Source organism: Janibacter cremeus (assembly GCF_013409205.1).
Taxonomy (GTDB): domain Bacteria; phylum Actinomycetota; class Actinomycetes; order Actinomycetales; family Dermatophilaceae; genus Janibacter; species Janibacter cremeus.
Genome location: NZ_JACCAE010000001.1, coordinates 882610 through 896405 on the forward strand (window position 1 = coordinate 882610; position 13796 = coordinate 896405).

Here is a 13796-nt window from a genome sequence, read left to right on the forward strand (position 1 = left end):
CGCGGCCGCGAGCGGCCTTCACACCTCAATCACCGAAGCCACACGCTGGCTGAGGTGTGAGGAGCCCCTGCGACGAACCTCGAAGCCCAGGCTGGGCACAGACCTGTGGACAGCTCCCCTTCGCCTTTTGCCGAACCTGCTGTGCTGGCCGGATGGCACACGTGTACATCCTCCGCTGCGGTGATGGCAGCTACTACGTCGGCAGCACCCGAAACCTCCAGCATCGGATGCATCAACATGGGTCCGGCCACGGCTCGCGCTACACCAGCACCCGCATGCCGGTGGAACTCGTCTGGGCACACGAGACCGAGCTCGTCACCGAGGCCTACGCGCTGGAAAAGCGGATCCAGGGGTGGTCCCGCGCCAAGAGAGAAGCGTTGATCCGGGGGGACTTCGCGGCGTTGCCAGGCTTGGCGCGACGCCGAGGAGGCAAGGGGTTCGCAGACTCGGAGAGGTGATTTCGAGGCTACGGCCGCGGGCGGCCTCCGCACCTCAATCACCGGGTGGGCTACGGCCGCGAGCGGCCTCCACACCTCAATCACCAAAACCACACGCCAGCTGAGGCGTGAGGAGCCCAGCGACGAACCCCGAAGCCGATTTCGAGGCTACGGCCGCGAGCGGCCTTCGCACCTCAATCACCGGGTGGCGGGCAGCACCCGCGGGTGGGTCGCTGGGAATGAGGGCGGCGCGGTCCCTGTTGACCATCTTGAGACAACCACGAGGGACAGGAGCAGGACGTGCTCGTGCTGCACGCCGGAGAGCGCACCGCCACCCCGCTAGGGTGGAGTGCGATGACCGACCCCACGACCGACGAGCTGGAGGCACAGGCCCAGGCCGATGCCGCCGCTGACGTCGAGACCGAGACCACCGAGCAGCGCCGTGCGCGCTTCGAGCGCGAGGCCATGCCGCTGCTCGACCAGCTCTACTCCGCCGCGCTGCGCACCACGCGCAACCCGACGGACGCCGACGACTTGGTCCAGGAGACCTACGCGAAGGCCTTCGCCGCCTTCCACCAGTACCGCCCGGGGACCAACCTCAAGGCGTGGATGTACCGGATCCTGACCAACACCTACATCAACACCTACCGCAAGAAGCAGCGCGAGCCGAAGCAGTCGGACAACCCCGAGGTCGAGGACTACCAGCTGCACAAGGCCGAGCAGCACACGTCCAAGGGACTGCGCTCCGCCGAGGTCGAGGCCTTGGACCGGATGCCGGACAGCCAGGTCAAGCAGGCACTGCAGGACCTGCCGGACGACTTCCGGATGGCGGTCTACCTGGCCGACGTCGAGGGATTCGCCTACAAGGAGATCGCCGAGATCATGGGCACTCCGATCGGAACCGTCATGTCGCGCCTGCACCGAGGACGTCGTCAGCTGCGCGAGAAGCTCACCGACTACGCCGCCGACCGCGGGGTCGCCGCCGCGAAGGAGAACCAGTCATGAGCCAGGACGAGCACGTGGACTGCTCGCAGGCGCTCTACCGGATGAGCGAGTACCTCGATGGCGAGATGACCACCGAGGAGGCCCGCGAGGTCGCCCGCCACCTCACCGAGTGCGCCCCATGCCTCGAGGAGCACGAGCGGGAGCAGATCATCAAGCAGATCATCCGACGATCCTGCTCCCAGGAGAGCGCCCCGGCCCAGCTGCGCACGACGATCATGCAGCGCATCACGACCATCTGCGACGACGGCTCATGGGCCGAGGTCACCCAGGTGCGGCGCATCAGCGAGGGCTGAGGAGCAGGTTTCGAGGCTCGCCCGCTGGGCGGACTCACACCTCAACCAGCATGCGCCGACTTCGGGCGGACTCACACCTCACCCAGCATGCGCCGACTTGGGCGGACTCACACCTCAACCAGCATGCGCCGATTAGGGTAGTGCCATGCGCGTACTCGTCACCGGTGGAGCCGGCTACATCGGCTCCCACACCGTCGTCCAGCTCGTCGCCGCCGGCCACGACGTCGTCATCGTCGACAGCTTCGTCAACTCCAGCCCCAAGGCTCTCCCCCGCATCGAGGCGCTCACGGGCACACCCATCGAGACGCACTCCTTCGACGTGCGGGACGAGGACAAGCTCTCGCTGCTCTTCGCCGAGCGCACCTTCGACGCGGTGATCCACTTCGCCGGACTGAAGGCAGTTGGCGAGTCGAGCGAGATCCCGGTGGAGTACTACGACAACAATCTGGGCACCACCTTCGCGCTGCTTCGGGCGATGAAGCGCCACGGCGTCAGGACCATCGTCTTCTCCTCCTCCGCGACCGTCTACGGCGAGACGACCGAGGTCCCGATGCACGAGGAGCTGCCGACCTCGTCGACCAACCCCTACGGGTGGACCAAGGTCATGCAGGAGCAGATCCTCACCGACGCCGCGCGGGCCGACGAGAACCTGCACGTCGCGCTCCTGCGCTACTTCAACCCCGTCGGCGCCCACGCGTCGGGCACCATCGGCGAGGACCCCCAGGGCATCCCCAACAACCTCATGCCCTTCATCGCCCAGGTCGCCGTCGGCCGACGCGAGAAGCTGCAGGTCTTCGGGGACGACTACGACACCCCCGACGGGACCGCTCTGCGCGACTACATCCACGTCGAGGACCTCGCCGCCGGCCACGTGGCAGCCCTCGAGCACCTCAAGACGCACCCGGACGTCCGAGTGCGAGCGTGGAACCTCGGCACCGGCCGAGGGTCGTCCGTGCTCGACATGGTGGCGGCCTTCGAGACCGCGAGCGGACGCCCCCTTCCGTACGAGATCGCTGCGCGCCGCCCGGGTGACCTGGCGGTCTGCTATGCCGACCCCTCCCGCGCCGAGGCAGAGCTCGGCTGGCGCGCCCAGCGCACGATCGAGCAGATGTGCGCCGACACCTGGCGCTGGCAGTCGGAGAACCCGCAAGGGTACGACAGCGCCGATTGAGCGCAGGGCCACCCCCTGCGCGGCCCTGCACTCGATCGGTCGGTCTGCCCGTGGCTTCGAGGCTCGTTCCTCGCACCTCAGCCAGCGTGGGGGGTGGCTTCGAGGCTCGTTCCCCGCACCTCAGCCAGCGCGAGGCTCGTTCCCCGCACCTCAACCAGCGCGAGGCTCGTTCCCCGCACCTCAACCAGCGCGAGGCTGTGATTTCGAGGCTCGTCGCTGGCGCTCCTCACGCCTCAATCAGCGTGGGGGGAGGCTTCGAGGCTCGTTCCTCGCACCTCAGCCAGCGCGGGGGGGCTTCGAGGCTCGTTCCTCGCAACTCAATCAGCGTGGGGGGGTGGCTTCGAGGCTCGTTCCTCACGCCTCAATCAGCGCAGGTATCGCTCAGCGCGCGTAGACGTGGCGCGTCTGGCGCGCACGGGCCCGCAGGCCCTTCATGCCCTTCGTCCGCAGGATGCCGATGGTCTGGCGCAGCGACGTGTCGTTGGGCAGCGACAGGCGGATGATCTCGCTCCACGCCGAGCCGACCTGCTTGTGCAGCGGGCCGGTGACGTACTCCAGGCCGTACTTGTCGAAGAGTGCCTCGATCTTCGGGGCGATCTCCGGGTAACGGCGGCTGGGCATGTCGGGGAAGAGGTGGTGCTCGATCTGGTAGCTGAGGTGACCGGTCGCGATGTGCATCGCCGTCGAGCCGGTGATGTTCGCCGAGCCGAGCATCTGGCGCAGGTACCACTCGCCGCGCGTCTCCCCCTCGATCGAGTTCTTGGCGAAGGTCTTCACCCCGGCCGGGAAGTGACCGCACATGATCACCGAGTGCGTCCAGTAGTTGCGCACGAGGTTGGCGACGACGTTCGCGCCGAGGGTGGTCAGGAAGTTCGGCCCGGACAGCAGCGGGAAGAGAAGGTAGTCCTTGCCGGCCTGCTTCTTGATCTTGTTGACGACCTTCTTCGCCTCGGCCATCCACTCCGGGTTGTCGTGGCGGGTCGCCCAGTGCTTGCCCAGCTCGAGGTCGTAGGCGGCGATGCCGTACTCGAAGAGGGTCGCGTTGATGAACTGGGTGACCGGCTGGATGAGGTAGCCCGGGAACCACTTCTGGGCGTCGTCGACGCGCATGATCCCGTAGCCGAGGTCGTTGTCGTGGCCGACGACGTTGGTGTAGGTGTGGTGCACCTTGTTGTGGCTGTTCTTCCAGTGGTCCGCCGGGGTGACGTTGTCCCACTCCCACGTCGAGGAGTGGATCTTCGGGTCACGCATCCAGTCCCACTGGCCGTGGATGATGTTGTGCCCGACCTCCATGTTGTCCAGGATCTTCGACGCGCTCAGCGCGGCGGTACCGGCCACCCAGGCGATCGGGTTGCCCGAGAAGAACAGGGCCGCGCGGCCACCGATCTCGAGGTAGCGCTGGGCAGCGATCACCCGACGGATGTACTGGGCGTCCTTCTCCCCCAGCGAGTCCATCGTCTCGGCGCGGATCTCGTCGAGCTCGCGGCCGAGCTGCTCGATCTGCTGCGGGGTCAGGTGCTCGATCGGGGACGGCGTCATCGTGACGTCGGTGTGGATGATCTCCGACGAGCCGCCGGTGATCCGGGCGTCGGTCGTGCGTGCAGTGGTGGGGCGCTCGAGGGTCGCAGTCATCACTTCTCCTGGGTCTCGATGGTGCAGGTGCCGGCGACCGCCGAGATGCAGGTCTGCACCTTCACCGGCGGGTCATCGGGGGTGGTCGTGGTCAGATCGCCGTTGCGCAGGTCGCGCACGGCTCCGTCGGTCATGGGCAGGACGCAGCCGAAGCAGATGCCCATCCGGCACCCGCTCGGCATGAGGACGCCGGCGTCCTCCGCCGCGTCGAGGATCGTGGTGCCACCGTCCAGCTCCAGCGACGTGGTGTCCGGCCCGACGAGCAGGGAGGCGGTGCCCCCTTCGCCGACCTCGATGATCGCGGGACGGAAGCGCTCCACGTGCAGCATCTCGCTGCGGTCGTGTGCCGCGTAGTGCTCCTCGAAGGCGTCGAGCATCGGGGTGGGTCCGCAGATCCAGGTCTCGCGCTCGCGCCAGTCCGGCACGTGCTCGTCGAGCTGGTCGGGGGTGAACATCCCCTCCTCGTCGGTGTGGCGCAGCAGGACGCGCACGCCGGGAGCCGGGTCGGCCAGCTCACGGGCGAAGATCACGTCATCGACCGTCGGCGCAGAGTGCGCGTGGACGACGTCCAGCCCGTCGAAGTCGTGGTTGCGCAGCATCCCCATCACCGGGGTGATGCCCGATCCGCCGGTGAGGAAGAGGACCTTGGCCGGGACCGACTGCGGCAGCATGAAGTCACCGGTCGCCTGGTCCAGCTGGATCAGCGTGCCCGGACTGGTGTGGTGGACCAGGTGGCGCGAGACGACGCCGTCGGGCATCGCCTTGACGGTGATCGAGATCAGTCCGTCGCGCGCACTCGTGTCCGAGGTCAGGGAGTAGGCCCGCCAGCAGCGCACACCGTCGACGTCGACGCCCAGGCGGATGTACTGGCCGGGCGCGTGGCCCTGCCAGTCCCTGCCGGGGCGGATGGTGATGGTGGCGGCATCCGCGGTCTCCGGGGTGATCGCGACGATGCGCCCCCGCAGGTCGGAGCCGGAGCGAAGGGGGGCGAAGAGGTCGAGGTAGTCCTCGGGGATGACCGGCGTGGCCAGGCCACGCGCAAAGCGCGCCGCGGTGTCGCGGGCTCGGGTGAGAGTCGTGGTCATGTATCCATCCTCCCGGCTCAACTACCCACGCCCGCTGTCCTGAGTGGGTAGGATTTGATCGAAGTATTTGTTCACTGGAGACAACAGGGGTGATGAGATGGCGGACGAATCGTCACGAGAGCCGACACCGGGGCGCACGGACGGGATCAGCGCCCGTCCGCGCGACGGCCGCCGGACCGCGCAACGTGCCGCGGCGCTCGCCCTCGACGAGGCGACGGTCACCGCCCTTCGCCGGCAGCTGCCGCGGGTGGCCAAGCTCGTCGTCGCCGAGGTCATGCGCGAGGTACCGGCCTATGACGTTCCCTTCCAGGGCCGGATGGGCCGCATCATCGAGAAGGCCGTGCAGGTCTCCCTGGAGAGCTTCGTCTCGCTCGCAGCCCAGTCGGCGCCCCGCTCCGGCGCGCGGGTCGGCGTCGGCGTCGCCGCGGCCCGCGACCTGGGCCAGGCCGAGGCGCGCGCCGGCCGCCCCGTCGAGGCCCTGCTGTCCGCCTACCGCGTCGGGGCCGGCGCCGCGTGGCGTGAGCTGTCCGTCGAGGCCATCGCCGCCGGGGTGGACGCGGCGACGCTGGGACGCTTCGCCGAGCTGGTCTTCACCTACATCGACGAGCTGTCCGCCGCCTCCGTCGCCGGGCACAACAGCCAGACCACGAGCGTCGAGCGCGCCCGCATCGTCCACCTCGACCGTCTGACTCGCGCCCTGCTCACCGACGCCGGGGACGCCGAGCTCGACGCCGCAGCGGCCGCGGCCACCTGGACCCCACCGCGCACGCTCACCGCCGTCCTCGTCCCCGCCGAGCGCCTGGCCGCCACCGCCGCGGTCCTCGACCCGAGGACGCTCACCCTGTCCGAGGACCTGCCCCAGCGCGAGGAGCACCCCGTCACCGGCCACGCCGTGCTGCTCGTGCCCGACGCGGGGGGCCGCGCCCGCGCGCACCTGCACGAGGTCCTGGGCGGGCGCCCGGCCGTCCTGGGCCCCGCCCGCCCCTGGCAGCTCGCCGGACAGTCCTACGACCGGACCATCCGGGCCCTGCCGCTGGCCGCCGACGATGTCCCGCTCGACACCGACGAGGTGCTGCCCGAGCTCGTCCTGCACGCCGACCCCACGGCTCTGGCCGACCTGCGCGAGGCGGCGCTGGCCCCCTTCGACGACCTGGCCGAGGGGACTGCCGACCGGCTCGCCGAGACGCTGCGCGCATGGCTGCTGCTGCAGGGCCGGCGCGAGCTCGTCGCCGAGACGCTGCACGTGCACCCGCAGACGGTGCGCTACCGGATGAACCAGGTGCGCGATCTCTTCGGCGAGCGTCTGGCCGACCCGGACGAGGTCCTCGCGATCATCCTCGCTCTGGGGCGGTCAGACCGCGCCAACCCTCCCGCTCGTTGAGGTGCGCGGAGCTCTGCGACAAGCCTCGAAACGACGTGGCTTCGAGGCTCAGGCCCCAGAGGGCCTTCGCACCTCAGCCAGCCGGGGGTGAGCCAGCGTGGCCGCAGACGAGGGCGGCCACCGCCGCGCCATCGGTGAAGGCGTGCCTCCCGGGAGCCTCGTCGACGCGTACGCGCTCGCCGTCGATCTCGACGCCCTCGCCCGCGAGCGCACGACGCACGTGGCCGGGCCCGCCGAAGGGATCGCGCTTCCCCTGCACGACGTGCACCGGCAGACCTGCGTACACCGGCAGGACCAGCTCGCCGATCCGGGACTTCTGCGGGGGCTTGCCGGCCGGGAGCAGCGGGAAGGACAGGCACAGCACGCCGTCCACCCCGAGCTCCTCCGCCAGCCGGCAGGCCACCCGCGCACCGGCGCTGCGCCCCCCCATGACCAGCCGCCCAGGCAGCTCGCAACGCACGGCGGCGACGATCTCGCGCCACGCGGCGTCGAGCTTCGGCGGCATCGGCGCGACCTTCTTGCCGGCCACCCGCCAGGGCATCTCGACCAGCGCGACGGTCCAGCCCGCCCGTGGCAGCTCGGTCGCGATCGCGGCGAGGTCTTTCGCCCCGACCCCGCCACCGGCGCCGTGGGTCAGGAGCAGGGAACCGTTGGGCTCACCCCTCGCCTCGTGGAGGTGGACCCGGGCCGGGCCCTGCTCGGTGGTGGTTTCGAGGCTCGTCCCTCGCTCCTCAACCATCGTGGCTCACCGCATTCGTCTCGCTCGCACCTCAACCATCGTGGCTCACCGCATTCGTCTCGCCTCGCACCTCAACCATCGTGGCTCACCGCATCCGTCTCGCCTCGCACCTCAACCATCGTGGCTCACCGCATCCGTCTCGCCTCGCACCTCAACCATCGTGGCTCACCGCATCCGTCTCGCCTCGCACCTCAATCACCGTTGATCACCTCGCCGGTCTCCGGGTCGACGACGCCGACCAGCTCGCCCCGCGGCAGCGGCTCGAGCAACCCCGGTCCGTTGTTGCGCGTGGCATTGACCGCCGTCGAGATCGGGTGGGCGGCAAAGCGTCCCGACTGCCGGAAGTCCAGCAGGTCCGCAATGCCCGCAGGATCAGTCAGGTCCGGGTCGAGCCAGCGCTCGTGGTCGCCGCGCTCGAGGACCAGCGGCTGGCGGTCGTGGATGCGGTCCATGCCCGGGTCCGCCGCGGTGGTGATGATCGTGAAGCTGACCAGCCACGCCGCCGGGTCGTCGTCGGCCACCGCGCGGTCCCGCCAGAACTCGTAAAGCCCCGCGAAGGCCAGCAGGTCCCCATCACCCCGGTGGATGAAGAAGGGCTGCTTGCGCGGTTTGCCCTTGCTGTCCTCGGCGACCGGGGAGACCTGCCACTCGTACCAGCCGGCGGCCGGGACGAGGCAGCGCCGCACGGCCGCCGCCCGGGCGAAGGAGGACTTCTCCAGCACGGTCTCCGCGCGGGCATTGGTCATCCGCAGCCCCACCTTGGTCTCCCTGGCCCAGGACGGCACGAGGCCCCAGGTCAGCAACCGCAGCTGGCGAAGGCGGTGCCCTGAGGTGCGAGGGCCCCCGGGCCCGAGCCTCGAAGGGGGGGCCGCCGGCTCCCCCTTCGGCGCGCGGGTGAGGATGACGGGCGCCTGCTTCGTCGGCGCCATGTTGTGGTCCGGGGTGGCCGGCGGCGGGTCCTGGGGGGACTTCAGCAGCGAGCGGGTGGGCTCATCCGTGAAGTCGGCATCGATCTCGAACTCCTCGATGAGGTCACCCGGATCTGCCGTGGCCGCATATCGTCCGCACACCCTCCCAGCGTAGGACTCAGCCCAGCAGGAGGGCACCGCCGAGGCCGACGAGCGAGACCCAGACGGTGGCCACGGCCGCGAGGAGGACCGGTCGGGACCCCGCCTTGCGCAGGTCCGCGAAGCGCACCCCGCACCCGAGAGCGAACATCGCCGCGGCGAGCAGCACGGTCTGGACCATCGAGGCCACGTCCGTCACACCACCGGGCAGCGGCACCCAGGTGCCGATGAGCACCATGACGATGAAGCCGATGACGAAGGGCGGCACCAGAGGCGGCTGGGTACCGCCCGACCCGGTGGCGCGGGCCCGCTGCTGCCAGCCGATGAAGGCCATGACCGGGGCGAGCATGAGGACGCGGGCGAGCTTGACCACGACGGCGATGCTCAGCGTGGCACCGCTGATGATGCCGCCGGCGGCGACCACCTGGGCGACCTCGTGGATGGATGCTCCCGCCCACAGGCCGGCGGCCTCGTCGCCGAGGCCGAGCCCGAGGACGGCGAGGGGGATGATGCCGATCATCGCGGTGCCGAAGACCACGACGAGCGCGATGCCGGTGGCCACCTCCTCGTCCTCGGAGTCGACCACGTCCTTCGCCGCCGCGACGGCCGCGGCCCCGCAGATGGAGAAGCCGCACGCGATGAGCATCCGCTGCGACCAGGTCAGCCCGAGCAGCCGACCGACGGTGAGCGTGACGGCGATGCCACTGGCTACCACGAGCAGCACCAACGCGACCGTCCCGACTCCGAGGGCGGCGATCCCGCGCAGCGACAGCTGCAGTCCCAGCAGCACGATCCCCGCACGCAGCAGCGTGCGGCCGGACAGGTCCAGACCCGGACGAAGGGGGGCCGGCAGCGGCCGCACGGCCGCGAGGGCCACTCCGAGCAGGATGGCGACGAGCAGCGGGGACAGCACGGGGTGGATGCGTCCGACGAGGGCGGACACGACTGCTGCGGCGAGGCAGAGGGCGAGTCCGGGCAGAACCGATGACGGCACGGTGGTGCGCACGGTCGATGTGGTGGAAGTGGTCATGCCTCCACGGTGTCGTGTCCCGAGCGCATCGGGTAGCCCACGATCCGGCATGGAGGGATATCCTCGGGATATGACCTCGTGGCCCGAGATGTCCGCAATCGAGCTCTTCGTCGCGGTGGCGGACCACGGCAGCCTCGGCGCGGGAGCCCGCGCCGTCGGCATGGCCCAGCCCAACGCGAGCCGTTCCCTCTCCCGCCTGGAGCGCGGTCTCGGCGTCACCCTCGTCACCCGGTCCACCACCGGGTCGAAGCTGACCGTCGAGGGGATGCTGGCCCTCGAGTGGGCCCGCGCCGTCGTGGACTCCGCCCGTGCGCTGGTGGACGGCACGGCCGGGCTGACGGACTCCGGCGGACCGGTGCTCATGGTCTCCGCCAGCCAGACCATCGCCGAGCACGTCCTGCCCCGCTGGCTGGCCGAGCTCAACCGGCGCCGACCCGGCGTCGCCCTGGATCTTCGGGTTGCCAACACCGCAGCCGTCGTCGACGACGTGCGCAGCGGGTCGGCCTCCGTCGGTTTCATCGAGGGGCCGGAGGCCCCACCGGGCCTGCACTCGCAGATCGTCGCCACCGACGAGCTCGTCCTCGTCGTCGCCCCCGAACACCACCTGGCCGAGCACGCAGGTGCGTTGTCCGCGCAGGAGCTGCGCTCCCTTCCCCTGATCACGCGGGAGGCCGGGTCCGGCACCCGGGTCACCCTCGAGGAGGCCCTCGGGGCCCCTGCTCGCACCTCCCAGGTGCTCTCGAGCATCGCCGCAGTGCGCCTGGCCGTGCAGGCCGGCACCGGCCAGACCGTCCTGAGCCGACTCGCCGTCGACGACGCGCTCCGGGCGGGGACGCTGCTCGCGGTGCCCGTCGACCTGGATCTTCGCCGGCACCTGCGCGCAGTGTGGGCGGGCCCGACCCGGCTCAGCGGTCGGGCCGCGGAGCTCGTCGACGCCGCAACGACCATGCACTGACCACATGCCGGGCCGGCAGGAGGAGATCAGCGGGCCGGAGGACATACGGTAGGAGGAGAATCGGTGCGCCGGAAACCGACCGGCCGCCCTGCGACGACAAGGAGAACCGCACCATGATCGTTCGTCGAATCGCCCGCCCCCTGCTCTCGAGCATCTTCATCTTCGGTGGCATCAACGCCCTGCGCTACGCCACCGCGCACAAGGACGCCGCGGAGCCGGTGATCAAGAAGCTGGCCGCCCCCCTCGGCCTGCCCGAGGACTCCGAGCTCCTCGTGCGCGTCAACGGCGCCGCGATGGTCGGCGGCGGCGTGCTCGTCGCGACGGGCAAGGCCCCCCGCCTGGGCTCGCTGGTCCTGCTCGGCTCGATCATCCCGACGACGCTGACGCACCAGTGGTGGGCCGAGACCGACCCGCAGAAGAAGCAGGGCGAGCAGGTCCAGTTCTTCAAGAACCTCTCCCTCCTGGGCGGTCTGCTCCTCGCCGCCGCCGACACCGAGGGCAAGCCCGGTCTGACCTACCGCGCCAAGCAGGCCAAGAACACCGCCCGCCGCGAGGCGAAGATGGCGGCCCTCCAGGCGAAGAACGCGGCGCACTGACCGAATGACCAGCCCAGATTGGCATCCCCCGGCGGCGTCCGGACCGCTCGATGCGACCGTGACGCTGCCGGGGAGCAAGTCCCTGACCAACCGATACCTCGTCCTGGCCGCCCTGGCGAGCGGGACCTCCCGGCTGCGCCGCCCCCTTCGCTCCCGTGACACCGAGCTGATGGCGCAGGCGCTGCGCCAGCTCGGCGCCGGAGTCGACGACGCCACCTCCTCGGCGAACGCGCTGGCCTCCCCCGACTGGCTGGTCACCCCCGCCACCCTGCGTGGTGGCCGGGCGATCGACTGCGGCCTCGCCGGGACCGTGATGCGCTTCCTGCCGCCGGTGGCGGCGCTCGCCGATTCCCCCGTGACCTTCGACGGCGACGAGCACGCCCGGGTGCGGCCCATGGCCGCGACCATCGATGCGCTCCGGGACCTCGGGGTCGACGTCGACGACGGCGGAACCGGCACCCTCCCCTTCGTCGTGACCGGAGGAGGCTCGGTCGGTGGCGGGAGAGTCGTGGTCGACGCGTCGGCGTCCTCGCAGTTCGTCTCCGCCCTGCTGCTGGCCGGGTCCCGCTTCGAGGAGGGGATCACCGTCGTGCACGAGGGCGAGCAGCTCCCCTCACTCCCGCACATCGAGATGACCGTCGAGACGCTGCGCGATGCCGGCGCCGAGGTCGACGACTGCGAGCCGCACACCTGGCGCGTCGAGCCGGGCGAGCTGCTGCCGCTGGACGTCACGGTCGAGCCGGACCTGTCCAACGCGGCGCCCTTCCTCGCCGCTGCGGTCGTCGCGGGAGGGACGGTCGTCGTGCCGGACTGGCCGCAGCACACCACCCAGGCCGGGGACCGCATCCGCGACGTGCTCGACCAGATGGGCGCCGAGGTCCGGCTGGACGCGCACACGCTCACCGTGATCGGTGACGGCAGCCCGCACGGCGTCGACATCGACCTCAGCGACGCCGCCGAGCTGACGCCGGTCGTCGCCGCCCTCGCGGGCTGCGCCGACGGGCCCTCGATCATCCGGGGGGTCGGGCACATCCGCGGCCACGAGACCGACCGGATCGCCGCCCTGTCGCGGGAACTGGGCGCGCTGGGCGTCGAGGTGACCGAGCGCGAGGACGGGCTGCGGATCGACCCGCAACCGCTGCGCCCGGCGACGTTCCACACCTATGCCGACCACCGCATGGTCATGGCCGGCGCCGTCATGTCGGTCGCCGCGCCCGGCACCGTCATCGAGGACCCGGGGACGGTGGCGAAGACGGTGCCCGACTTCGTCGGACTCTGGGAGTCCATGATCGGGACGTCGGCCCCCTGATGGGTCGCTCGGCGCGCCAGTGGGACGAGTCCGACGTCCGGGTGCGCCCGAACCGCCGGGGCTCGCGACCACGCACCAAGGAACGCCCCAAGCACGAGGACGCGATCATCGGTCGCGTCACCGCCGTCGACCGGGGACGCTGGACGACACTCGTGCCGGGTACCCCCGAGCGCGTCGTCACCGCCATGCGTGCCCGCGAGCTCGGCCGCACCCCGATCGTCGTCGGCGACCGGGTCGGCATGGTCGGTGACACCTCCGGGCAACGCGACACCCTCGCCCGGATCGTGCGCGTCCAGGAGCGCGAGACCGTGCTGCGGCGCACCGCCGACGACACCGACCCGGTCGAGCGGGTCATCGTCGCCAACGCCGACCAGCTCGTCGTCGTCGCGGCGCTCGCCGACCCGCAGCCGAGGCCCCGACTCATCGACCGGTGCCTCGTTGCCGCGTACGACGCCGGCATGGACCCGCTGCTCGTGCTGACGAAGGCCGACCTCGCATCGGCGCATGACTTCCTGGCGCAGTACGCGCCGCTGGACGTGCCGCACGTCGTCACCTCGGTGCTGGTGCCCGGGAGCACGGGTCTGGCGCACCTGCGCGAGCGCCTCGCCGGGCGAGTCTCCGTGCTCGTCGGGCACTCCGGCGTCGGCAAGTCCACCCTCGTCAACGCGCTCGTGCCCGCTGCCCATCGGGCCACCGGCCTCGTCAACGACGTCACCGGCCGCGGCCGCCACACCTCCACCAGTGCTCTCGCCCTACGCCTGCCCGCCGTGGATCCGCAGGAGCCGCTGCTCGCCGTGGATCCGCAGGAGCCGCTGCTCGAGGGGGACCCGGACGTGGCGGGCTGGATCATCGACACACCCGGCATCCGCTCCTTCGGGCTCGCGCACGTCGAGGCGGAGACGATCATCCGGCACTTCCCCGAGCTGTGGGCGGGCGCCGATGCCGGCTGCCCGCGGGGCTGCAGCCACGACGAGGACGACTGCGCACTCGATGCCTGGGTGGCCGAAGGACACGCCGGACCGGGCGGGGAGCAGCGGCTGGACTCCCTTCGCCGGCTGCTGCGGGCGCGCTCCGGCGAGGACTCCTGATCGGCTGC

At 70.9% G+C, this 13796-nt stretch carries 14 protein-coding genes; 9 read left to right on the forward strand and 5 right to left on the reverse strand.

What is annotated here, in order from left to right; all coding sequences use genetic code 11:
* The first annotated feature begins 152 nt into the window (after positions 1-152).
* The 4 genes from BJY20_RS04010 (at position 153) to galE (ending at position 2906) form a co-directional block, all read left to right on the forward strand.
* Positions 153-458 (forward strand): GIY-YIG nuclease family protein, encoded by a 306-nt coding sequence (locus BJY20_RS04010; protein ID WP_185990353.1) that lies wholly within the window; start codon positions 153-155, stop codon positions 456-458.
* Between the two features lie 333 nt (positions 459-791).
* The gene (locus BJY20_RS04015) at positions 792-1442 is read left to right on the forward strand and encodes a sigma-70 family RNA polymerase sigma factor (RefSeq protein ID WP_246297096.1); all 651 of its coding nucleotides are present in this window, start codon (positions 792-794) and stop codon (positions 1440-1442) included.
* A complete protein-coding gene (gene rsrA, locus BJY20_RS04020) occupies positions 1439-1735 on the forward strand; it encodes a mycothiol system anti-sigma-R factor (protein ID WP_185990354.1) in 297 nt (98 codons plus the stop codon). Before BJY20_RS04015 ends, rsrA begins: the two co-directional genes overlap by 4 nt.
* Before the next feature lie 145 nt (positions 1736-1880).
* Positions 1881-2906 (forward strand): UDP-glucose 4-epimerase GalE, encoded by a 1026-nt coding sequence (gene galE / locus BJY20_RS04025; protein ID WP_185990355.1) that lies wholly within the window; start codon positions 1881-1883, stop codon positions 2904-2906.
* A 381-nt stretch (positions 2907-3287) separates the two neighbouring features.
* Here the strand turns inward: galE and BJY20_RS04030 are convergent, their stop codons facing one another.
* Complete coding sequence (locus BJY20_RS04030; RefSeq protein WP_185990356.1) at positions 3288-4538, reverse strand: fatty acid desaturase family protein; 1251 nt, start codon at positions 4536-4538, stop codon at positions 3288-3290.
* Entirely contained in the window at positions 4538-5623 is a 1086-nt protein-coding gene (locus tag BJY20_RS04035) for a ferredoxin reductase (protein WP_185990357.1), read from the reverse strand. The genes BJY20_RS04030 and BJY20_RS04035 overlap by 1 nt, the downstream gene beginning before the upstream one ends.
* A 97-nt stretch (positions 5624-5720) precedes the next feature.
* Between BJY20_RS04035 and BJY20_RS04040 the strand changes: the two genes are divergently transcribed.
* Complete coding sequence (locus tag BJY20_RS04040) at positions 5721-7004, forward strand: PucR-like N-terminal domain-containing protein (RefSeq protein ID WP_185990358.1); 1284 nt, start codon at positions 5721-5723, stop codon at positions 7002-7004.
* A gap of 73 nt (positions 7005-7077) precedes the next feature.
* Here BJY20_RS04040 and BJY20_RS04045 read toward each other — a convergent pair whose 3' ends face one another.
* The 3 genes from BJY20_RS04045 to BJY20_RS04055 all read right to left on the reverse strand — a co-directional run bounded on the left by BJY20_RS04045 (position 7078) and on the right by BJY20_RS04055 (position 9840).
* Positions 7078-7743, reverse strand: coding sequence for an alpha/beta hydrolase family protein (locus BJY20_RS04045; RefSeq protein ID WP_185990359.1), 666 nt, complete (start codon positions 7741-7743; stop codon positions 7078-7080).
* A gap of 191 nt (positions 7744-7934) precedes the next feature.
* Positions 7935-8813: an SOS response-associated peptidase family protein gene (locus BJY20_RS04050; RefSeq protein ID WP_185990360.1), complete on the reverse strand. Its 879-nt coding sequence runs from the start codon at positions 8811-8813 to the stop codon at positions 7935-7937.
* 16 nt (positions 8814-8829) lie between these two features.
* Positions 8830-9840, reverse strand: a complete 1011-nt coding sequence (locus BJY20_RS04055) for a YeiH family protein (RefSeq protein WP_185990361.1) — start codon at positions 9838-9840, stop codon at positions 8830-8832.
* Positions 9841-9910: 70 nt separating this feature from the next.
* Between BJY20_RS04055 and BJY20_RS04060 the strand changes: the two genes are divergently transcribed.
* The 4 genes from BJY20_RS04060 (at position 9911) to rsgA (ending at position 13788) form a co-directional block, all read left to right on the forward strand.
* Positions 9911-10795 carry a LysR family transcriptional regulator gene (locus tag BJY20_RS04060; protein ID WP_185990362.1) on the forward strand — a complete coding sequence of 295 codons (885 nt, stop codon included), beginning with the start codon at positions 9911-9913 and terminating at the stop codon, positions 10793-10795.
* A 113-nt stretch (positions 10796-10908) separates the two neighbouring features.
* The gene (locus BJY20_RS04065) at positions 10909-11391 is read left to right on the forward strand and encodes a DoxX family protein (RefSeq protein WP_185990363.1); all 483 of its coding nucleotides are present in this window, start codon (positions 10909-10911) and stop codon (positions 11389-11391) included.
* Positions 11392-11395: 4 nt separating this feature from the next.
* Complete coding sequence (gene aroA / locus BJY20_RS04070; RefSeq protein WP_185990364.1) at positions 11396-12700, forward strand: 3-phosphoshikimate 1-carboxyvinyltransferase; 1305 nt, start codon at positions 11396-11398, stop codon at positions 12698-12700.
* A complete protein-coding gene (gene rsgA / locus BJY20_RS04075) occupies positions 12700-13788 on the forward strand; it encodes a ribosome small subunit-dependent GTPase A (protein ID WP_185990365.1) in 1089 nt (362 codons plus the stop codon). The genes aroA and rsgA overlap by 1 nt, the downstream gene beginning before the upstream one ends.
* Positions 13789-13796: the final 8 nt, after the last annotated feature.

Excerpts from the sequence above, each read along its gene's own strand:
- BJY20_RS04010 (WP_185990353.1), top strand. The coding sequence starts at position 153 with ATGGCACACGTGTACATCCTCCGCTGCGGTGATGGCAGCTACTACGTC.
- BJY20_RS04015 (WP_246297096.1), top strand. The coding sequence starts at position 792 with ATGACCGACCCCACGACCGACGAGCTGGAGGCACAGGCCCAGGCCGAT.
- rsrA (WP_185990354.1), top strand. The coding sequence starts at position 1,439 with ATGAGCCAGGACGAGCACGTGGACTGCTCGCAGGCGCTCTACCGGATG.
- galE (WP_185990355.1), top strand. The coding sequence starts at position 1,881 with ATGCGCGTACTCGTCACCGGTGGAGCCGGCTACATCGGCTCCCACACC.
- BJY20_RS04030 (WP_185990356.1), bottom strand. The coding sequence starts at position 4,538 with ATGACTGCGACCCTCGAGCGCCCCACCACTGCACGCACGACCGACGCC.
- BJY20_RS04035 (WP_185990357.1), bottom strand. The coding sequence starts at position 5,623 with ATGACCACGACTCTCACCCGAGCCCGCGACACCGCGGCGCGCTTTGCG.
- BJY20_RS04040 (WP_185990358.1), top strand. The coding sequence starts at position 5,721 with ATGGCGGACGAATCGTCACGAGAGCCGACACCGGGGCGCACGGACGGG.
- BJY20_RS04045 (WP_185990359.1), bottom strand. The coding sequence starts at position 7,743 with ATGGTTGAGGAGCGAGGGACGAGCCTCGAAACCACCACCGAGCAGGGC.
- BJY20_RS04055 (WP_185990361.1), bottom strand. The coding sequence starts at position 9,840 with ATGACCACTTCCACCACATCGACCGTGCGCACCACCGTGCCGTCATCG.
- BJY20_RS04060 (WP_185990362.1), top strand. The coding sequence starts at position 9,911 with ATGACCTCGTGGCCCGAGATGTCCGCAATCGAGCTCTTCGTCGCGGTG.
- BJY20_RS04065 (WP_185990363.1), top strand. The coding sequence starts at position 10,909 with ATGATCGTTCGTCGAATCGCCCGCCCCCTGCTCTCGAGCATCTTCATC.
- aroA (WP_185990364.1), top strand. The coding sequence starts at position 11,396 with ATGACCAGCCCAGATTGGCATCCCCCGGCGGCGTCCGGACCGCTCGAT.
- rsgA (WP_185990365.1), top strand. The coding sequence starts at position 12,700 with ATGGGTCGCTCGGCGCGCCAGTGGGACGAGTCCGACGTCCGGGTGCGC.